Genomic DNA, 17,854 nt, shown 5'->3' on the forward strand with positions numbered 1-17,854 from the left:
ACGAGGGCCCGGGATCGCGATGATCCCCGGCCCTCACCCCAACCCCCCTCCCGACGGGAGAGGGGCGATGGCGGATCAGGACTTCTTGTCGTCGCCCTTGACTTCGGTGAACTCGGCATCGACCACGTCGTCGTTCTTCGGCGGCGCATCGAAGCCTTCGGTGCCGTCGGCCGGCGCCTGCTGGCCGGCGGCCGCCGCTGCGAACAGCGACTGCGCGACTTCTTCCAGCGCCTTGGTCTTGGATTCGATCTGGCCCCTGTCGTCGCCCTTCATCGCGGTCTCGACTTCGGCGATCGCGCCTTCGACGCGACCGATCAGGTCGCCCGGCACCTTGTCGCCGTTGTCCTTGATCGCGCTACGCGACGCGTGGATCAACGCATCGGCCTGGTTGCGGGCGGCCACGAGTTCCTGGAACTTCTTGTCCTCCTCGCGATGCGCTTCGGCATCGGCGACCATCCGCTGGATCTCCTCGTCCGACAGGCCCGAGCCGGCCTTGATCTCGACCTTCTGTTCCTTGCCGGTCTTCTTGTCCTTGGCGGTGACGTGGACGATGCCGTTGGCGTCGATGTCGAACGACACCTCCACCTGCGGCATGCCGCGCGGCGCCGGGTCGATGCCGGTCAGGTCGAAGCGGGCCAGCGACTTGTTGAAACGGGCCTGCTCGCGCTCGCCCTGCAGCACGTGCACGGTCACCGCGGACTGGTTGTCCTCGGCGGTGCTGAAGGTCTGCGAGGCCTTGGTCGGCACGGTGGTGTTCTTCTCGATGATCTTGGTGAACACGCCGCCCAGGGTCTCGATGCCCAGGCTCAGCGGGGTCACGTCGAGCAGCAACACGTCCTTGACGTCGCCGGCCAGCACGCCGCCCTGCACCGCCGCGCCGATGGCCACGGCCTCGTCGGGGTTCACGTCCTTCTTGGGTTCCTTGCCGAAGAACTCGGTCACCGCGGCCTGCACCTTGGGCATGCGGGTCTGGCCGCCGACCAGGATCACCTCGGCGATGTCGCTGGCGCGAAGGCCGGCGTCGTTGAGCGCAGTGCGGCAGGGTTCGATGGTCTTCTTGACCAGGTCGTCGACCAGCGCTTCGAGCTTGGCGCGCGTCAGCTTGATGTTGAGGTGCTTCGGCCCCGACGCATCCGCGGTCACGTACGGCAGGTTCACTTCGGTCTGCTGCGCGCTGGAGAGCTCGATCTTGGCGCGCTCGGCCGCATCCTTCAGGCGCTGCAGGGCCAGCGGATCCTTGCGCAGGTCGATGCCCTGGTCCTTCTGGAACTCTTCCACCAGGTAATCGATGACGCGCTTGTCGAAGTCCTCGCCGCCGAGGAAGGTGTCGCCATTGGTGGCCAGCACTTCGAACTGCTTCTCGCCGTCGACTTCCGCGATCTCGATGATCGACACGTCGAAGGTACCGCCGCCGAGGTCATAGACCACGATCTTGCGGTCGCCGCCGGCCTTGTCCAGGCCATAGGCCAACGCCGCTGCGGTCGGTTCGTTGATGATGCGCTTGACGTCGAGGCCGGCGATCTTGCCCGCGTCCTTGGTCGCCTGGCGCTGGCTGTCGTTGAAGTACGCGGGTACCGTGATCACCGCTTCGGTGACCTTCTCGCCCAGGTAATCCTCGGCGGTCTTCTTCATCTTTTCCAGGATGCGCGCGGACACTTCCTGCGGCGACAGCTTCTTGCCGTCGCTGGTGGCCACCCAGGCATCGCCGTTGTCGTGCTCGACGATGCCGTACGGCACCAGGTCGAGGTCCTTCTTCACCTCGGCGTCGGTGAACTTGCGGCCGATCAGGCGCTTCACCGCGTAGAAGGTGTTCTTGGGGTTGGTGACGGCCTGGCGCTTGGCGCTTGCGCCGACCAGCACTTCGCCGTCCTTGGTGTAGGCCACGATCGACGGCGTGGTGCGGTCGCCCTCGCTGTTCTCGATGACCTTGGCCTTGCCGCCGTCCATGATCGCCACGCACGAATTGGTCGTGCCGAGGTCGATGCCGATGATCTTTGCCATTGCGATTCCCTCTCGAATCTGAGTCTGTGGGGCGGCCATGCCGCCGATGGTGCGTATCTGGGGGCCAAGCCCTCCCCTTCAAGGGGAAGGCGCCATCAATCCTGCGAGGCGACCGCCACCATGGCCGGGCGCAGCAGTTGCTCGTTCAGCACGTAGCCCTTCTGGAACACCTGCACCACGCCGCCGGGCGCGATGGTTTCGGACGGCACGGCACTCATCGCCTGGTGGCGCTCCGGATCGAAGGCATCGCCGGGGTTCGGGGCCACCTCGACCAGGCCGTTGTTCTCGCACACCCGCGACAGTTCGCGCAGGGTCAGCACCACGCCATCGCGCAGCGGGTCGTCCGCCGGGGCGGCGTTCAGTGCCGCTTCCAGGCTGTCGAACACCGGCAGCAGGTCGCCGAGCAACTGCTTGTTGGCGAAACGGCAGGCATTGCGCACGTCGCGCTCCAACCGCTTGCGCTGGTTCTCGAGATCGGCGCGCTCGACCAGCGATTGCGCGCGAAGCTGCTCGAGTTCGGCGCGCAGCGATTCGATCGTGTCGGCCTGCGCCTGGTCTTCGGCCGCGGCGTCGGCGGCGTCCTGCATGGGGTCTTGCTGCATGGGGTCGGCTGTCATTGTTCGGGGATGTTCGGCGGTCGCGGTGCCGCCAGCCCCGCAGCTATGGGGCCGACTGGTCCGGATTCAAGGCAGCGCCCAGCACGTCGGCGGTGGCCTGCACCACCGGGATGACCCGGTCGTAGGCCATGCGGCTGGGGCCGATGACCCCGAGCACGCCCAATACCTTGCCGCCAGCCGAGTACGGCGCGGTGACCAGCGACATGCCTTCCAGCGGCGCCACGCCGGTTTCCTCGCCAAAGAAGATGCGCACGCCCGGCGCGCGCACCGTGCGTTCCAGCAGTTGCAGTATCTCGCGCTTGCGCGCGAACGCCTCGAACAGGTCGCGCAGCCGGTCGAGGTCCGACAGGTCCTGCAGGCCGATCAGGCGCGACTGTCCGGCGACCAGCATGTCGTCGTCCTCGGCCGGGGCCAGCGCCTGCTCGGCCAGTTCGGCGCTTTCGGTGAGCAGGCCCTCCATCTCGCTGCGGGCGGCGCGGATGTCCGCCAACAGCGTGGCGCGGATATCGGCCACCGGGCGTCCGGCGAAATGGGTGTTGAGGTAGTTGGCGACGCGCTCCAGCTCGGCGGGGTCGTAAGGCCGACGCGTCTGGATGATGCGGTTCTGCACGTCGTGGTCGGCGAAGACCAGGATGGCCATCACCCGCTGGCCGTCAAGCGGTACGAAATCGATGTGGCGGAAGGCGAACTGTTCACGCCGGGGCACGGACACCACGCCGACGAAACGGGTCATCGCCGACACCAGTTCCGAGGCGTTGCCTACCAGCGCCTGGGCGCCGCTGCCGCCCGGCAGTTCGCTACGCAGCCGCGCGATCTCGCCACTGGGCAGCGGCCTGACCTGCAGCAGCGAGTCCACGAAGACCCGATAGCCCTGCGCCGTCGGCACCCGCCCGGCCGAAGTATGCGGCGCCGAGAGCAGGCCCTGCTCCTCCAGGTCGGACAGGATGTTGCGGATGGTGGCCGCACTGACATCCAGTCCCGAATGCCGGGCCAGCGTCTGCGAGCCCACCGGCTCGCCTTCACGGATGTAATGCCCGATCAGCGAACGCAGCAGGTGGCGTGCGCGTGCATCGAGTGGATGGCGGTCGTCGGGAGGTCTGGCCACGCCGGTCGGTATAAACCGCCGCCGCGCGTCGAGGCAAGCCCGCCGGCGCGCCAAGGCAGTCCATCAGGCATGCGAACGCATGGCGGGGCCTGCCCTGCCATGACGTTGCGCTTGGTCCCGGAAGCGCCGGACTCGACCGCCCCCTTCGTACATCGACGAACGTCCGGGGCGCGCCATCTGTCAGGCCTCGTGCTGTTTGCCGTCGCGTCGCCTGCGATTGGCCGGGGGTGTAATGGCGGGTCGAGACCCGCCCTACAATGCCGCCCATGCTGACCCGACTCACCCTGCGAGATTTCGCCGTGGCTGCCGCCGCCGAGCTCGATTTTGGCCCCGGACTCACCGTGATCTCCGGTGAAACAGGCGCCGGCAAGTCGCTGCTGGTCGATGCGCTGGGGTTCCTGTCGGGCATGCGTGCCGACAGCGGCATGGTGCGCCACGGCGCCGCGCGCGCGGAACTGCATGCCGAATTCACGGTCGATGCCGGCCACGTTGCCGCGACCTGGCTGAGCGAGCAGGAATTCGACGACGAGGGGGCCTGCGTGCTGCGCCGCACCCTGCGCGCCGATGGCGGTTCGCGGGCCTGGATCAACGGCCGTCCCGCCACGCTCTCGCAGCTTGCGGAACTGGCCGCGCTGCTGGTCGAGATCCACGGCCAGCACGAACACCAGGCGCTGCTGTCGCGCCCCAGCCAGTTGGCCCTGCTCGATGCCTTCGGCGCCCATGGCGATGCGCTTGCCGCCGTTCGCGATGCGGCGCAGGCATGGAGCGCGTTGCTGGCCGAACGCGAACGCCTGTCGAAGGCCGGCGACGTGGGTGAGCGGATCGACTGGCTGCAGCATCAGCTCGATGAGCTCGAGCGCGAATCGCTGGCGCCGGATGCCCTGGCCGAACTGACCGCCAGCCACCGCCGTCAGGCGCACGCTGCAGGCCTGATCAGCGCCTGCGACGATGCCATTGCCCGTCTGGCGGGCGATGAAACGCCGTCTCTTCCGCGGCAATTGCAGCAGGTTCGCGGTGCCATCGCCCGCGAACAGGCGCACGAGCCCCGCCTGGCCGAGGTAGATGGCATGCTCGACGCTGCGGCGATCCAGCTCGACGAAGCCACCCTCCTGCTGCAACGCATCCGGGACGACCTGGACGTGGATCCGGCGCAGCTGGAAGCCCTCGACGCACGTTTGGGCCGCCTGCACGAGCTGGCCCGCAAGCACCGTGTCACCGTGGATGAACTGCCGGCACGTCGCGACGCATTCGCCTCCGAGCTTGCCGAATTGCAGGGCGCCGGGGAGCGACTGCACGCGCTCGACGACGAGATCACCGCCGCCACCCGCGCGTGGCGGCAGGCGGCGGATGCCTTGGGCGAGGCGCGACGGCAGGCCGCAACGCGGCTTTCGTCCGCCACCAGCACCCTGCTCGGCGAACTGGGCATGGGTGGCGGCGTATTCGATGCCACCCTGGAACCCGTTGCCGGCGACCGGCCCGATCCGCAGGGCGGCGAGCGCGTCGAGTTCCTGGTCTCGGCCAATGCCGGCCAACCGCCGCGCCCGCTGCGCAAGGTGGCCTCCGGCGGTGAGTTGTCGCGCATCTCGCTGGCGATCGAGGTCGCGGCGCTGGGGCTGGATGCGGTGCCGACGATGGTCTTCGACGAAGTGGATTCCGGCATCGGGGGTGCGGTGGCGGACATCGTCGGCCGCAAATTGCGCGCGCTCGGTGCCAGTCGGCAGGTGTTGTGCGTCACCCACCTGCCGCAGGTGGCGGCACAGGGCCACGCGCACTACCGCGTCAGCAAGTCCGAGGATGGCGGCAGCACGCGCAGCAACGTGCAGCGACTGGCGGACAGCGAGCGCACGGAAGAGCTGGCGCGCATGCTGGGGGGCGTGGATGTGGGCAAGGAAGCGCGGGCGGCGGCGAGGAAGTTGCTGGCGGGCGCGCAGTAGGTTCGGTTGGCCCCTCGTGGCTCTTCTTCGCCTTGCGGTCATGGCTGTGCATTTGCCGCTTGGATCTTGGCCAGTCGATTGATGGCTCTTGATCAATACGGGTTCTGTTGAGATCAGAAGCAGTTCACCCGCAAGCGGGCGAGTCCTTTTCTGTTTGCTGGCCCAGAAGGAAACGAACCAAAGAAAAAGGGCCTTCCCCGACAGGGCTAACGTTCCGGCTTTGAAGTGCGTCGGGATTTTCCGACTCGCCACGGAGCAGATACTTCGGCGCGTTGATCTTGTCGCGCGTGGCGACGCGCTCATCTCGGTCGCGGCGAAAGGACAAGTTTGGCGCGGCTCGGTCGGAGAACGCCGCACATCCGTGTGCGGCGACCCACGGGTCTGGAGCGTGCTGTCGTGGTTCAAGTTCTCCATAGGGTCATCCCGGCGCAAGCCGGGACCCAGCGACTTTTCCTGCCGGATCATGCAAGCAATCGAAAGGCACCAGGTGCCGGCTTGCGCCGGGATGCCGGCTGTTGGGTCCTTGACCTGCGTTTGGCAGCAATGCTGCTGGAAGACCCGAAGGGCGGCCGGCAGGGATGCCGGCCGTTTTTCGACGGGACAGGGATGTCCTGTCGAAAAATCCCGTCGAGGCCGGTACACCCGGTTAGCTCCGTCAAGGAAAGGCATTTCTTTGGCTACTTTCTTGACTCGGGCCATCCATGGCGCTTGCCCGTTCGGGGCCGGCTTCGCCGTTCGCGGGCGCTCCTGCGCCTGCAGTGGGCCAGCAGAGAAAGCAACCCGCCCGCCTGTGGGCGGAACACTCTTGCTCTCGGCTCTGGACAAAAACGCAACCGCATTCACTCGCCGATGCGACAGGCCACGCCGGCCGCCAGTGGCTTCAGCACCGACAATCCTCGGTGAGTAGACGCGATCAGCGCTTCTTGCGCACGTACAGCACCAGCGAGTGCTCATCCAGCACGTACCCATGCTGGTCGGCGATGCGGCCCAGCAGGTCGACGATCTCGGGGCTTTCGAACTCCGAAATCTGTCCGGTGGCCATGTCCACCATGTGGTAGTGGTGGTCGCCGCGGTCCAGTTCGTACAGGGCGTGACCACCCTCGAAGTTGTGCTTGACGACCAGGCCGGCTGCCTCGAACTGGGTCAACACGCGGTAAACCGTGGCCAGGCCGATTTCGTCGCCCTGCTCCAGCAGCTGCCGGTAGATGTCCTCGGCGGTCATGTGCTGGCGCGGGGTGCGCTGTTCCAGCAGTTCCAGGATGCGCATCCGCGGATGCGTCACCTTCAGCCCCGCCCTCTTCAGTTCACTCGATTCCATCGCCGTTCCGTTCAGCCTGGGTCGCGGTTCCGCTGGTCGCCGGGAGTGTATCATCGCCCGGTTCCCCGCCGTCCCAGCAGCCGAATGTCCAGACTGATCCTCGCCGCCCTCGTCGCCCTTGCCGTGTCCGGCTGCGGCATCCTCTACAAGCAACCGATCTACCAGGGCAACCTGATCGAACAGTCGTCGGTCGACCAACTCCAGGCCGGCATGGACAAGCAGCAGGTGATGGCATTGATGGGCACGCCGGCCGTCGCCTCGCCGTTCCACCACCAGCGCTGGGACTACACCGCCACGCGTCGCACCAATCGGCGCGGTACCACCGAGATCAAGAACCTCACGCTGTGGTTCGAGAATGACGCGCTGGCACGCTGGGAAGGCGAGTATTTCCCGGAGGACGACGCCGCGCTGGCGCAGGAAGTGCGCAAGTTCGGCCACAACCTGCCGCGCGAGCGCAACAACCGCCGCCGCTAACCGCTAGTCCTGCGCGCGGGCCCGCGCGCGCCTGCGGCGTGCGTCCTTGGGGTCGATCCGCAAGGGACGCAAAAGCTCGAGCCGGTCGCCGTCGCGCAGTGTCGTGGCAGGCTCGGCGCGCACGCCATGCACCGCCTGGCCCGCAATGCCGTCCAGCGGGAACCCTGACGCGATGATCGCATCGGCGACGGTTGCGCCGTCCTCGAGCACCAGCTCGACGCCCTGGCAGCGGTCGGGCCACGCCATGACCACGCAGACGCGCATGTCAGCCGCCCCGGTCCGCCACGCGCACGAAGTCGTCGACCATGCGGTCGGCCAATCCGCGGAAACCAAGCGTCATCGCCGGCAGCAGCAGGCTGCTCTGCGGCTCGAAATCCAGCACCAGGGTGACCTTGCACGCGGATTCGTCCAGTGCGTGGAAGGACCAGCGCCCTTCGAGACGTTTGAACGGGCCATCGCGCAGCTGCATGTCGATGTGGTGCGGGCGCTCCAGTGTGTTCTCGGTGGTGAACCAGGTGCGCAGTCCACCCAGCCCCAGCTCCAGCCGTGCAACCAACCGCGTGTCGCCGGACTCCAGCACCTCGGCCGCCTCGCACCAGCCGAACCGGCGCGGATACGCGTCGATGTCGTTGACCAGGTCGAACATCCGGCAGACGGAATGTTCGACGAGGGCGCTGCGTTCGATCCTGGGCATGCTCGCGTGCGTGGCCGGCTTCGGGGACAATGGCGGGATGGCGAAGAAGACCGGCAAGGATAAGGCAAACGGCGACAGGACCATCGCCCTGAACAAGCGCGCGCGCCACGAGTACCACCTCGAGGAGCGTTTCGAGGCCGGCATGGCGCTGCAGGGCTGGGAACTGAAGGCGATCCGCGCCGGTCGGGCCAACATCGGCGAAAGCTACGCCATGGTGCTGCAGGGCGAGTTGTTCCTGATCGGCGCACAGATCACCCCGCTGATCTCGGCATCCAGCCACGTGGTGGCCGACGCCCATCGCAGCCGCAAGCTGCTGCTGCACCGTCGGGAAATCGACACCCTGGTCGGCCGCATCCAGCGTGACGGCTACACGCTGGTACCCACCGCGCTGTACTGGAAGGGCAACAAGGTGAAAGCCGAGCTCGCCCTGGCCAAGGGCAAGCAGGCGCATGACAAACGGCAGTCCAGCAAGGACCGGGATTGGCAGCGCGACAAGCAGCGCGTGATGCGGGCCCACAACAAGAACAACTGATCCGTTTCCCGTGTGGGTAGGCGCGACGATCGCGTGCGGACGACGTTTCGCCATGCCCGTTGTGGTGTCGATGGCCGGCGCGCCGCGAAACCCCTGAACGGGCGTAGCGTCGATCAGCCAGCGTCCGGCTCGTGCCCTGCGGCATCGACGTGTGGCAACGTGAAGCGGAAGCTGGCGCCCTCGCCTGGACGCCCGTCGGCCTCGATCTGCCCGCCGTGGCGCTCGACGATGCGCTTGACGGTGGCAAGCCCGATGCCGTGCCCCGCGAACCGATCGGCTTCGTGCAGGCGCTGGAAGGCACGGAACAGCTTGCCGGCGTAGTCCGGATCAAATCCTGCGCCGTTGTCGCGGACAATGAACGCACACAGCCGCCCCCCCTCCCCTGCGCCATGCGCCGTTGCATCGGCGAGATCCGGTGCAGCGCAGAGCTCGATCTTCGCCGCAGCGGACTCTCGAGTGAATTTCCATGCATTGCCGATCAGGTTCTGCAGCAGGTCGCGCACCAGTGCGGCATCACCGGCGGCACGCAGGCCGGCCTCGATCCATACCTCGACCTCGCGGTCCGGTTCGGCCTGGCGGAGTTCGCCAACGATGTCGCTGGCGATCCTGCTGATGTCCAGCTCGTCGAGCCGCAGCGTGTCACGACCGATCCGCGACAGCTTGAGCAGTGCGTCGATCAGCGCATCCATGCGCCGTGCGGCGTTGCGGATCCGCGCCAGATAGCCCAGGCCATCCTCGTCCATGGTCGCGGCATGGCGCTCGGCCAGCACCCTGGCGAACCCTTCCACCGAGCGCAGCGGTGCGCGCAGGTCGTGCGACACGCTGTAGGCGAACGACTCCAGCTCGCGGTTGGCCTGCGTCAGTTCACGGGTGCGTTGCGTCACCCGCGCTTCCAGCAGCCGGTTCATGCTGCGGACTTGCTCCTCGGCACGGAGCCGATCGGTGATGTCCTCGGCTTGCACCAGCCAGGCGGCATCTCCACCGGCATCACCGGGAACCGCGGAAAACACCAGCAGCAGCCTGCGTTCGTCGCCTTTCGCGTCGAGCACGCGCTGCGTGGTGCGGTACGCGCCATCCTCGGCGACCCTCGGGCCGCGCTCGGCACGCCAGGGAGCGTCCGGATCGAGCAAACGCTGCGTGAGCGACGTGCCCCCCAGCGAGTCCGGCGCCGCGCCGAACAACACCTCGAGGGCGGGATTGGCCTCGACGATCCGGTCGTCCGCATCGAGCAGCGCGACACCGGCCGCCGAATACTCCATTGCGCTCCTGAATCGCAGTTCGCTGCGGCGCCACGAATCCGCCATCCGCGCGGCGATGCGTTCCGCGCGCGTCTGCGTGTGTGCCAGGCTCAGTACCACGGCGAACAGCAGCAGCGACACCACCAGCCCGGCCGCCAGGGTCATCTGCAGGTCGTCGATCCTTGCGCTGCGCGATGGTGCCAGTTCCTCGAACTCGAGTCGCCAGGTACGGCCATAGACGGCGCGCTCCAGTGAATATCGCCACGCGCCGCCCTGCACTTCGCCGGAAAACCGCGGGTCGCGATAGACCTCGGCAGGTGCAGCGGTAGTATCGACGATACGCAGTGCAAACTGCCCGGGCGAAGCGGACGTCACGCCCCCGACGTAGGCGTTGACCGCGAATGGCACATAGATCCAGCCCGCCATCGTGGTGCGACGCGAGGCTTGCCTCGACGGGGTGACGCCGCCAGCGTAGATCGGCGCATACAGCAACAATCCGGTGCGCTCGTCCTGGCCGGTCAGCTGCAGCAGCGCAACGGGTGCGGTCAGGCTGACCTGCCCCGTATCACGCGCCGCGACCATTGCCGCCTGCCGATCGGGCTCGGAAAACATGTCGAAGCCGAGCGCCTCCCGGTTGGCGATGGTACGTGGCTCCAGGAACACGATGGGGCCATAGAACTCCCGGATGCCCGCAGGTCGCAGCACGAACAGGCCGTCTCCCTGCTGCTGCTTCTCCATTTGCAGTTGTTTCAGCCCCTCGCTGTCCAGGTAGGGCACGTAGCCCAGCCCCATCAGGCCAGGGAACTGGGCATGGAGGTTCAGCCCGTCCACGTACGCCTGCCACTGCCGTTCGCTTGGCCGGGAGACGGATGCGAACAGGGACACGCCCCCCCTGATCGCCAGCTCGTAGCGCAACATCCGCTCCTGCAGCGCGTTCGCGGTGCGTTCTGCGATGGCGACGTACTCGGCCTCGGTCAGGCGGTCCTCGCGTTCGCTCGCCTTGCGCGCGTACAACGCGACCACCATCAGGGAAGCCACCAGCACCAGGACGGCAAGCAGGTAGCCGCGGCGGAAACGCCAGCGCGTCGCCGCCACCGGGGTCGATGCCGGCTTGCCTGTCTCTCCCTGCATGTCCACAGCATACCCGGCGGACATTGCGAGGCGGTGCTGAACGCGCGCCCTCGATCGATACCAGCCACCTTGCGCCGCGGCCACCCGCCCCTATACTCGTGCTGTCAGCGTGATCGACGCTCCCGGGGGTGCACTGGCTTCGACGGGGGTCGCGAAATCACTTGGCGCATGCCGAGGGGGCAGCTTTCCTCGTTAATCCAGCGGCAAAACTCTAGTTGCCAACGACGACAACTACGCTCTCGCCGCTTAAGGCGTAAGCCCCGAACCCACTTGTGCCCGTGCTCGTGGATGTAGGGTCATCATCACGGAACCGGCCGTGGCGGCTGCCTGTCAGCCACGGCTTGAACAAAACAGGCTGGTGACCGGGTGCGCTTTGCGTGCCGTGCTGCCCGGGAACGAGACCTAACGGAACGCTAAGCATGTAGTGCCGGGGATGGAGTGCCTTCGGACGGGGGTTCAATTCCCCCCACCTCCACCAGAAACCCGTCTACTGACGGATCAAGAAAGGCCGGAAACCCCATAAAATCAAGGTTTCCGGCCTTTTTTGTGTCTATTGCCGGATCACCCCCGCTCTTGCAATACCAGAATCATGGGGGTATGACTGGGGGTATCAGGGCTTCGGCCCGGGCTGGATACCCCCAATGCCGCTCACCGACACCGCCCTCCGGAAAGCAAAGCCGACCGACAAGACGCAGAAGCTCTTCGACGGCGGCGGCCTGTTCCTGGAGATCACTCCAGCGGGCGGCAAGCGGTGGCGCCAGAAGTACCGCTTCGCCGGCAAGGAGAAGCTACTCGCCCACGGCACCTACCCCGACGTGACGCTCGCAGAGGCGCGCGAGCGGCGCGAGAAGGCGCGCAAGCTACTCGCGAACGGTGTCGACCCCGGCCAGCACCGGCAAGCCGAGAAGGCGGCCGGCGTGGAGCGTGCCGCCAACAGCTTCGAAGTGGTCGCCCGTGAATGGTTGGCCAAGCGCGACTGGGTGCCGAACTACCTCGGCAAGGTGACAGCCTGGCTCGAGGGTGACGTCTTCCCGTACATCGGCAGCCGTCCGGTGGCGGACCTGACCGCCCCGGAGTTCCTGCGCGTCGGCCGGCGCATTGAGGACCGCGGCGCGATCGAGAGCGCACACCGCGTCCTGCAGAACTGCGGCCAGATCATGCGCTACGCCATCGCCACCGGCCGCGCCGACCGCAACCCCGTTGCCGATCTCAAGGGCGCCCTCGCCCCGGCCCCAGAGAAGCACCACGCGGCCATCGTGGATCCGGAGGGCGTCGGTGCCCTGCTCCGCGCCATCGACGGCTACAAGGGCGGCCACGTCACGCGCTGCGCGCTGCAGCTGGCCCCCATGTTCTTCGTCCGCCCGGGCGAACTGCGCCAGGCCGAATGGTCGGAGATCGACCTAGAGGCTGCTGAGTGGAACATCCCGGCGCACAAGATGAAGATGCGCCAGCCTCACCTGGTCCCGCTGTCGAAGCAGGCCGTGGCGATCCTCGAGGAGCTGCAGCCGCTCACCGGCCGGTTCCAGTACGTCTTCCCCGGCGGCCGAAGCCCGAAGCGCCCCATGAGCGAGAACGCGCTCACCGCGGCGCTGCGCCGCATGGGCTATGAACAGGGCTCGATGACCGTGCACGGCTTCCGCGCAATGGCACGCACGCTGTTGGACGAAGTGCTGCATTACCGGCCCGACTACATCGAGCACCAGCTGGCGCATGCCGTGAAGGATCCGAACGGCAGGGCCTACAACCGCACGTCACACCTCGCCGAGCGTCGCAAGATGATGCAGGCGTGGAGCGACTACCTCGATCGCCGCCGCGAAGACACCGGCAAGGTCCTAGAGTTCAAGAGATCCGGCACGCGCCGGTAGCAAGCGGTGCGACGGCGGTGCGCTATCACCGCCGCCACACCTTCCACAATCGAAAGGAGACTTCGATCATGGCAATTCACAGTGTAACCAGCATCACGCTCACCGAGGATGACATCGACGATTTCAACAAGGCTCTTTCTCTGGCCTTCGTTGGCGGAAACTACGAGGCACCCCACGAGTCTGGTGATTCAGGCGCTCACCTCAAAAACCTCTGCGATGCAATTTCCCAACACCTTTGCAGAATCCGCAACAGGCGCGGCGGCGACGACAGCATCATGCTCGGTAGCCAGATATGACTGCGCGCGTGGTGAAGTTCCCATGGAAGCACGGGAACCCTGTCGATCTCAACGTTGAAGTGGTCCGCCAAGTGCACGAACAGCTGGGCCAACCAATGAGCGAGACGGAAGCACGCACGTTCACCCGCAACTTCATGGCAGAGCTTGAGCGGCTGCAACGAGCGAGACGCAAGTGACCACGAAGCGGCCAGCGAAGAAAGCCCCTGCGAAAGCGGGGGCCGGCAACGGCGAGTACACGGCGCCATCTGCGTATACCTTCGGTGCCGTCACGATTCGCCTGCCTGACAGCCCACTGACTCCCGACACTACGAAGGAAGAAGGAATTCCGCGTCTGGTGACCGACCAAGAGTACCGGGAGAAGGCGCTCTCTTCGATGCGCGCATTTCTCGAGTTCGCCGATCGCGTCGAGCGCGGTGATGACTCGCTAACGAGCATGGAACGCATGTGGATTGCTGGCGCCGTACGTGCGTACGCCTCCCAGGTCTACCTCAAGCCACCGCGCAAAGGGCCTGAGCCTGAAATCGATCCCGCTCAAGTGATCCCGATGCTCCACGAGAAGATCAGGGGCAAAGGCCTCAACAAGACGAACGCGGTGCTGGAAGTTGCTGACGAACTCGGGAAGTCAGACAAAGCCATCTGGAACCTGCTCAAGAAGTACCCCGAGCAGATCGCGGTGCTAGAAGAATTCTTCTGGGGAACAGAAGAAAAAAAGTAGTTCAGTGACACCCTCTTCATGGCGCTCCAACCTGTCCCTGCCGGCGATTGCCGGGTAATCACGGATCAACAGGAGCGCCCATGGAAACCCGCACTACCCTGCCCAGCAAGGGCGACCGCGTCCTACGGATCGCTGAGGTCGTCGAGCGCACGGGGCTGAAGCGCCCGACGCTCTACAAGCGTGCCAGAGCTGGCACCTTCCCACGCCCGATCAAGCTCGGCCCCAACTCGACGGGCTGGCTGGAATCCGAGATCGATGCATTCCTCGCTGCAGCGGTCGCGCAACGCGATCAGGCTGGCGCCGCATGATCTTCGGACGAAAGAAGCCGGCACCGCCGACGCAGTGCCCACACGTTCCCGACCCGCTCAGCCGGCACGAGGTGCAAGGCATCCTCGCAACGCCGAACGGGCGCAACGTGCTGCGCGAGATGCGCACCTCGCAGATGGAGATGCGGAAGCAGTTCGCCGACGCGATCGGAGGCGCTGAGCAGCATCTGCGCTTCTGCAAGGGCATGCGCGACAACTGCGACACCGCGATCAAGGAGATCAATCGCGCGTTGGGTGAGGTGCAGGCATGAGCATCGTCGCCGACCACATCCGTGGCCAGCTTCCGGAGATCGGCGAGGGTTTGTCCGGTCAGATGGCAGACCTATCCCGAGACTGCACGCCGGAGCGTTGCGAGCGCGCGCTGATCAATCTCCGCGGTGCTCAGCAGACGATCCTGCGCCTGCGTGAGGCACTGCAGCGCGAGGCCGGCGCGGATGCCACATGAGCCCTACAACCTGCTCTCGCGCTACCAGATCATCGAGCATGCGTTGAAGAACCCTTCGCTCAGCCGCGGGCACTGCGTCGTGCTCTCGGTGATCCTCGGCCATGTAGACCCAGACGGAGATGCCTGGCCCGGCATGAAGAAGATCTGCTCGAAGGCAGGAATCTCGAAGAGCACGGCAGTGAGGGCGGTTGATCGCCTTGAGAGGCTCGGATACCTGAGCGTTGAGCGCCGACATGGCAGTTCCAACGTCTACTCGATCACGGACGTCGAAGACCTGCCGACCGGTGTCAGGTGTGACACCAGTTTCACTTTCTGACCGGTGTCACCGATGACACCAGTTTGGGAGCGGCGGAAGGGTTTCGAAACGGTTTGCGGTGGTGTCACCAATGACACCAACCGGTAGCAGGGATGACACCGACCGGTGTCACCGATGACACCTAACTGGTGTCAGAAATGAGCCCATAGAACTTGCTTTAAGAACTTGATTCAAGAACTCAATTCAAGAACTGGGGGCAATCTGCTTCGCAGATCGCATCCCCTGATGACCAAGAACACGAAGAGCTGAGAAGCCAAGAGCGTCACCAGGAGAAAGGCATGACCAACCACACCCTGAAGGTCGCACTGACGAAGCGCGCGCTGGCCAAGCAGCTGATGCGAGCCGGATCACCGAAGAAGGAAGCGGAGGCTGTCGCAGAGCGCCTACCGCACGAGCAGCAGTGGCGAAAGCTGCCGGTGCATGTCCAAGCCGAGATTGCCTGGAAGGCACTCACCACTGGGAAGCAGAAATGACCGACACCGACAGGAAGATCGAGCATGCAGCCCGGGCTTTCACCGAAACCGGAACCGCGCTCTGGATCGCGATGCTGGCCAAGCTGGAGGCAACGAACCCAGAGCTCGCCGCGAAGATTGCCCAGTGTCTGGATCGCGGCGAACGGATGGTGATCGCCATCGAGACCGACCTGCATCGTCCGACGATCTGGTGGGCGACGATCAACGATCAGGGGCAGCTGAGGCGAATCATGACCGTCGCCGATGCAGGAGTTCCCCTGCAGTGATTGACATCGCCGCAGGCCATCTCCAATCTACTTACATCGGCGACAGCAGTCCCGATACCGCAAGACGCGAGCGACGCGCTCCGGCAGCGGCCAATGAGTCCACTTGGTCAGCCTGCTGAGGTAATGCGCGTGCTCGCACGAACAACCCCATTCCGTTCTGTGAAAGCCCTTGGTCAGGGACGCTTCGAAGGCGTTGCTTGGTCGCTCGCGCACCAGCCTGATATCTCGGGCGACATCATCCTGCCCTCTGCCATCGAGTCCGCGATCGAGCGGCACACGAAGGCGCGCACGCGTCCCGACGTACTGATCGAGCACGACAAGGGTCTTCTGGCCGGTGCGATCGTCGATATGCATCTCACAGACCGAGGCCTCGAGGTCACGGGCCAGGTCGACATGGGAAGCACCATCGGGCGCGGCGCCATGGAGAAGATGCAGTCGGGTGAACTTCCGTGCCTGTCGATCGGCGCAGAGGCCATGGCCGAGAAGTACGGCAGCGGCCACGTTTTCTTCGACATGAAGCTCGAAGAGGTGAGCCTCTGCCTACAGGGCAAGAACTTCGGCGCCCGCATCAGCGATGTGAAGTCCTGGACCGACGTCAGTACCCAGCGCGATCTGGAGCGGCTGCTCAGAGATGTTGCCGGCATGCCCAACCGCCTTGCACGCAAAACCGCCCACGCCGCCTGGCCCGTGATCGATTCCAATTCCAACGAGGGCGACGAACTCAACGCCGCACTTCGCCAACTGATCGGAGCAACCCCATGAATACCGCATTGAAGAAGAACCCGCGACTCCGCGTCCTGAACGTCCAGAAGGAAGACCAGACCGTCGCACTGGTCCGCAAAGCCGCCGAGAAAGTCGATGGCATCGAGAAGCGCCAAGAGGAGCTGGACAGCCAACACGCCGAGCTGCGAGCCAATCTCCAAGCCACGGAACAAGTGATCGCGAAGATGGCGAACCTCGCAGAGGGCTTCGGTGGCGGATTCTCCGCGGAGACTGCAGGCCAGATCTTCATCAAGAGCGACGAGTTCAGCTCGTTGCAGGAGCGAGGCCGCGGCACCGCGAGCGTGACCATCAAGTCGACCCTGACGCTGGATCCTGCCTCTGCCGGTGACCTGGTGACGCCGACCCGCGTTCCGGGCGCGACGATGCTCCAGCAGCGCCGCATCCGCATTCGTGATGTGCTCGCTGCCGGCCGCACGGACTCGAGCTCGGTGGAGTTCGTGAAGCAGGTGACCCGCACCAACGCCGCAACGACTGTTGCTGAGCTTGGACTCAAGCCGGAAGCCGCGCTGACCTTCGACCTGCAGACTGCTCCGGTGCGCACCATCGCGGTGACGCTGCCGGCCAGTCGCCAGATCATGTCGGATGCGCCGATGCTGGCATCTCTGGTCGACAGCGAGCTGCGCTACATGCTCCAGGATGTCGAAGAGCTCCAACTGCTCAACGGTAATGGCAGCGGCTCCAACATCCTGGGCATCGTGCCGCAGGCCACTGCATTCGCTGCACCGTTCTCCGTGCCGGCGCCCACGATGATCGACGTGCTGCTGCTGGCGATCGCACAGAACGAGGCGGCGGACTTCGAGGCCGACTTCATCGCCATCAACCCGCTGGACTGGCGTCGCCTGCAGGCACTCAAGGATAACCAGGGTCGCTACCTCGCCAACGGCCCGTTCTCGGCAGAGCAAGTGGCCCGCCTGTGGCAGACGGCAGTGGTCCCGACCAAGGGCATCGCCCCCGGCAAGTTCCTCGTCGGTGATGGCCAGCGAGGCGCGCAGGTATTCGACCGCTGGCAGGCGCGTATTGAGGTGGCTACCGAGCATGCAGATTTCTTCACCCGCAACATGGTGATGATCCTCGCCGAAGAGCGACTGGCCCTTGCGGTCTACAAGCCGAACGCCTTCATCTACGGCGACTTCACGGAAGCCATCACCGCAGCGACCCAGGCTCCCTGATCGCGCCTGATCCGCAGCCCGGCCCAAGTGGCCGGGTTCGGCGGGAGGGGTGGGTCGAAAGCAAAAAAGCGCCTTCGGCGTAAACCGGTACTCCCCCCACGCGCAACTTTTTTTCCCGTGATTTGAATAATCAGAAAACGGGTGATTTCAGGGGAA

The 17,854-nt window shown here is 65.6% G+C and carries 21 protein-coding genes and 1 other RNA gene; 15 read left to right on the forward strand and 7 right to left on the reverse strand.

The window, feature by feature from the left end; translation table 11 throughout:
* Window positions 1-75 precede the first annotated feature (75 nt).
* From dnaK to hrcA, 3 genes are all read right to left on the reverse strand, one after another.
* Window positions 76-2,001, reverse strand: coding sequence for a molecular chaperone DnaK (gene dnaK, locus E2F46_RS10895; RefSeq protein ID WP_133322107.1), 1,926 nt, complete (start codon window positions 1,999-2,001; stop codon window positions 76-78).
* A gap of 95 nt (window positions 2,002-2,096) precedes the next feature.
* Window positions 2,097-2,603, reverse strand: a complete 507-nt coding sequence (gene grpE / locus E2F46_RS10900; RefSeq protein WP_243720394.1) for a nucleotide exchange factor GrpE — start codon at window positions 2,601-2,603, stop codon at window positions 2,097-2,099.
* 58 nt (window positions 2,604-2,661) lie between these two features.
* A complete protein-coding gene (gene hrcA / locus E2F46_RS10905) occupies window positions 2,662-3,723 on the reverse strand; it encodes a heat-inducible transcriptional repressor HrcA (RefSeq protein WP_133322109.1) in 1,062 nt (353 codons plus the stop codon).
* Between the two features lie 266 nt (window positions 3,724-3,989).
* Between hrcA and recN the strand changes: the two genes are divergently transcribed.
* The gene (gene recN, locus E2F46_RS10910; RefSeq protein WP_133322110.1) at window positions 3,990-5,657 is read left to right on the forward strand and encodes a DNA repair protein RecN; all 1,668 of its coding nucleotides are present in this window, start codon (window positions 3,990-3,992) and stop codon (window positions 5,655-5,657) included.
* Between the two features lie 913 nt (window positions 5,658-6,570).
* On the opposite strand, the gene E2F46_RS10915 is transcribed toward recN, so the two are convergent.
* Window positions 6,571-6,975, reverse strand: coding sequence for a Fur family transcriptional regulator (locus E2F46_RS10915; protein ID WP_133322111.1), 405 nt, complete (start codon window positions 6,973-6,975; stop codon window positions 6,571-6,573).
* A gap of 84 nt (window positions 6,976-7,059) precedes the next feature.
* On the opposite strand from E2F46_RS10915, the gene E2F46_RS10920 reads away from it, so the two are divergent.
* Window positions 7,060-7,449 (forward strand): outer membrane protein assembly factor BamE, encoded by a 390-nt coding sequence (locus E2F46_RS10920; protein ID WP_133322112.1) that lies wholly within the window; start codon window positions 7,060-7,062, stop codon window positions 7,447-7,449.
* Window positions 7,450-7,452: 3 nt separating this feature from the next.
* Here E2F46_RS10920 and E2F46_RS10925 read toward each other — a convergent pair whose 3' ends face one another.
* Together E2F46_RS10925 and E2F46_RS10930 are read right to left on the reverse strand one after the other, a co-directional pair.
* The gene (locus E2F46_RS10925; RefSeq protein WP_133322113.1) at window positions 7,453-7,713 is read right to left on the reverse strand and encodes an RnfH family protein; all 261 of its coding nucleotides are present in this window, start codon (window positions 7,711-7,713) and stop codon (window positions 7,453-7,455) included.
* Window position 7,714: 1 nt separating this feature from the next.
* Window positions 7,715-8,143 carry a type II toxin-antitoxin system RatA family toxin gene (locus E2F46_RS10930; protein WP_133322114.1) on the reverse strand — a complete coding sequence of 143 codons (429 nt, stop codon included), beginning with the start codon at window positions 8,141-8,143 and terminating at the stop codon, window positions 7,715-7,717.
* 37 nt (window positions 8,144-8,180) lie between these two features.
* On the opposite strand from E2F46_RS10930, the gene smpB reads away from it, so the two are divergent.
* Entirely contained in the window at window positions 8,181-8,675 is a 495-nt protein-coding gene (gene smpB, locus E2F46_RS10935; protein ID WP_133322115.1) for an SsrA-binding protein SmpB, read from the forward strand.
* Window positions 8,676-8,788: 113 nt separating this feature from the next.
* Here the strand turns inward: smpB and E2F46_RS10940 are convergent, their stop codons facing one another.
* Window positions 8,789-11,044: a CHASE domain-containing protein gene (locus E2F46_RS10940; protein WP_165967438.1), complete on the reverse strand. Its 2,256-nt coding sequence runs from the start codon at window positions 11,042-11,044 to the stop codon at window positions 8,789-8,791.
* A gap of 124 nt (window positions 11,045-11,168) precedes the next feature.
* On the opposite strand from E2F46_RS10940, the gene ssrA reads away from it, so the two are divergent.
* The 12 genes from ssrA (at window position 11,169) to E2F46_RS11000 (ending at window position 17,698) form a co-directional block, all read left to right on the forward strand.
* Window positions 11,169-11,522: a transfer-messenger RNA gene (ssrA, locus tag E2F46_RS10945) on the forward strand.
* A gap of 163 nt (window positions 11,523-11,685) precedes the next feature.
* Entirely contained in the window at window positions 11,686-12,909 is a 1,224-nt protein-coding gene (locus tag E2F46_RS10950) for a tyrosine-type recombinase/integrase (RefSeq protein ID WP_133322117.1), read from the forward strand.
* A gap of 68 nt (window positions 12,910-12,977) precedes the next feature.
* Window positions 12,978-13,205: a hypothetical protein gene (locus tag E2F46_RS10955; RefSeq protein ID WP_133322118.1), complete on the forward strand. Its 228-nt coding sequence runs from the start codon at window positions 12,978-12,980 to the stop codon at window positions 13,203-13,205.
* 172 nt (window positions 13,206-13,377) lie between these two features.
* The gene (locus tag E2F46_RS10960) at window positions 13,378-13,920 is read left to right on the forward strand and encodes a hypothetical protein (protein ID WP_133322119.1); all 543 of its coding nucleotides are present in this window, start codon (window positions 13,378-13,380) and stop codon (window positions 13,918-13,920) included.
* An 80-nt stretch (window positions 13,921-14,000) separates the two neighbouring features.
* Complete coding sequence (locus E2F46_RS10965; RefSeq protein WP_133322120.1) at window positions 14,001-14,228, forward strand: helix-turn-helix transcriptional regulator; 228 nt, start codon at window positions 14,001-14,003, stop codon at window positions 14,226-14,228.
* Entirely contained in the window at window positions 14,225-14,497 is a 273-nt protein-coding gene (locus E2F46_RS10970; RefSeq protein ID WP_133322121.1) for a hypothetical protein, read from the forward strand. The genes E2F46_RS10965 and E2F46_RS10970 overlap by 4 nt, the downstream gene beginning before the upstream one ends.
* Window positions 14,494-14,691: a hypothetical protein gene (locus tag E2F46_RS10975; protein ID WP_133322122.1), complete on the forward strand. Its 198-nt coding sequence runs from the start codon at window positions 14,494-14,496 to the stop codon at window positions 14,689-14,691. Before E2F46_RS10970 ends, E2F46_RS10975 begins: the two co-directional genes overlap by 4 nt.
* On the forward strand, window positions 14,681-15,007 hold the full coding sequence (locus tag E2F46_RS10980; protein ID WP_133322123.1) for a helix-turn-helix domain-containing protein: 327 nt from the start codon (window positions 14,681-14,683) through the stop codon (window positions 15,005-15,007). Before E2F46_RS10975 ends, E2F46_RS10980 begins: the two co-directional genes overlap by 11 nt.
* Before the next feature lie 278 nt (window positions 15,008-15,285).
* Window positions 15,286-15,480 (forward strand): hypothetical protein, encoded by a 195-nt coding sequence (locus E2F46_RS10985; RefSeq protein ID WP_133322124.1) that lies wholly within the window; start codon window positions 15,286-15,288, stop codon window positions 15,478-15,480.
* Entirely contained in the window at window positions 15,477-15,746 is a 270-nt protein-coding gene (locus tag E2F46_RS10990) for a hypothetical protein (protein WP_133322125.1), read from the forward strand. The genes E2F46_RS10985 and E2F46_RS10990 overlap by 4 nt, the downstream gene beginning before the upstream one ends.
* A gap of 123 nt (window positions 15,747-15,869) precedes the next feature.
* Window positions 15,870-16,508 carry an HK97 family phage prohead protease gene (locus E2F46_RS10995; protein WP_133322126.1) on the forward strand — a complete coding sequence of 213 codons (639 nt, stop codon included), beginning with the start codon at window positions 15,870-15,872 and terminating at the stop codon, window positions 16,506-16,508.
* Window positions 16,505-17,698 (forward strand): phage major capsid protein, encoded by a 1,194-nt coding sequence (locus E2F46_RS11000; RefSeq protein ID WP_133322127.1) that lies wholly within the window; start codon window positions 16,505-16,507, stop codon window positions 17,696-17,698. Before E2F46_RS10995 ends, E2F46_RS11000 begins: the two co-directional genes overlap by 4 nt.
* Window positions 17,699-17,854: the final 156 nt, after the last annotated feature.

The sequence above is a fragment of the Luteimonas aestuarii genome (assembly GCF_004357985.1).
Classification (GTDB): Bacteria; Pseudomonadota; Gammaproteobacteria; order Xanthomonadales; family Xanthomonadaceae; genus Luteimonas; species Luteimonas aestuarii.

Excerpts from the sequence above, each read along its gene's own strand:
- grpE (WP_243720394.1), bottom strand. The coding sequence starts at position 2,603 with ATGCAGCAAGACCCCATGCAGGACGCCGCCGACGCCGCGGCCGAAGAC.
- smpB (WP_133322115.1), top strand. The coding sequence starts at position 8,181 with ATGGCGAAGAAGACCGGCAAGGATAAGGCAAACGGCGACAGGACCATC.
- E2F46_RS10975 (WP_133322122.1), top strand. The coding sequence starts at position 14,494 with ATGAGCATCGTCGCCGACCACATCCGTGGCCAGCTTCCGGAGATCGGC.
- E2F46_RS10965 (WP_133322120.1), top strand. The coding sequence starts at position 14,001 with ATGGAAACCCGCACTACCCTGCCCAGCAAGGGCGACCGCGTCCTACGG.
- E2F46_RS10955 (WP_133322118.1), top strand. The coding sequence starts at position 12,978 with ATGGCAATTCACAGTGTAACCAGCATCACGCTCACCGAGGATGACATC.
- E2F46_RS10980 (WP_133322123.1), top strand. The coding sequence starts at position 14,681 with ATGCCACATGAGCCCTACAACCTGCTCTCGCGCTACCAGATCATCGAG.
- dnaK (WP_133322107.1), bottom strand. The coding sequence starts at position 2,001 with ATGGCAAAGATCATCGGCATCGACCTCGGCACGACCAATTCGTGCGTG.
- E2F46_RS10950 (WP_133322117.1), top strand. The coding sequence starts at position 11,686 with ATGCCGCTCACCGACACCGCCCTCCGGAAAGCAAAGCCGACCGACAAG.
- E2F46_RS10915 (WP_133322111.1), bottom strand. The coding sequence starts at position 6,975 with ATGGAATCGAGTGAACTGAAGAGGGCGGGGCTGAAGGTGACGCATCCG.
- E2F46_RS10970 (WP_133322121.1), top strand. The coding sequence starts at position 14,225 with ATGATCTTCGGACGAAAGAAGCCGGCACCGCCGACGCAGTGCCCACAC.
- E2F46_RS10985 (WP_133322124.1), top strand. The coding sequence starts at position 15,286 with ATGACCAACCACACCCTGAAGGTCGCACTGACGAAGCGCGCGCTGGCC.
- E2F46_RS10940 (WP_165967438.1), bottom strand. The coding sequence starts at position 11,044 with ATGCAGGGAGAGACAGGCAAGCCGGCATCGACCCCGGTGGCGGCGACG.
- E2F46_RS11000 (WP_133322127.1), top strand. The coding sequence starts at position 16,505 with ATGAATACCGCATTGAAGAAGAACCCGCGACTCCGCGTCCTGAACGTC.
- recN (WP_133322110.1), top strand. The coding sequence starts at position 3,990 with ATGCTGACCCGACTCACCCTGCGAGATTTCGCCGTGGCTGCCGCCGCC.
- E2F46_RS10930 (WP_133322114.1), bottom strand. The coding sequence starts at position 8,143 with ATGCCCAGGATCGAACGCAGCGCCCTCGTCGAACATTCCGTCTGCCGG.
- E2F46_RS10920 (WP_133322112.1), top strand. The coding sequence starts at position 7,060 with ATGTCCAGACTGATCCTCGCCGCCCTCGTCGCCCTTGCCGTGTCCGGC.
- E2F46_RS10990 (WP_133322125.1), top strand. The coding sequence starts at position 15,477 with ATGACCGACACCGACAGGAAGATCGAGCATGCAGCCCGGGCTTTCACC.
- E2F46_RS10995 (WP_133322126.1), top strand. The coding sequence starts at position 15,870 with ATGCGCGTGCTCGCACGAACAACCCCATTCCGTTCTGTGAAAGCCCTT.
- E2F46_RS10925 (WP_133322113.1), bottom strand. The coding sequence starts at position 7,713 with ATGCGCGTCTGCGTGGTCATGGCGTGGCCCGACCGCTGCCAGGGCGTC.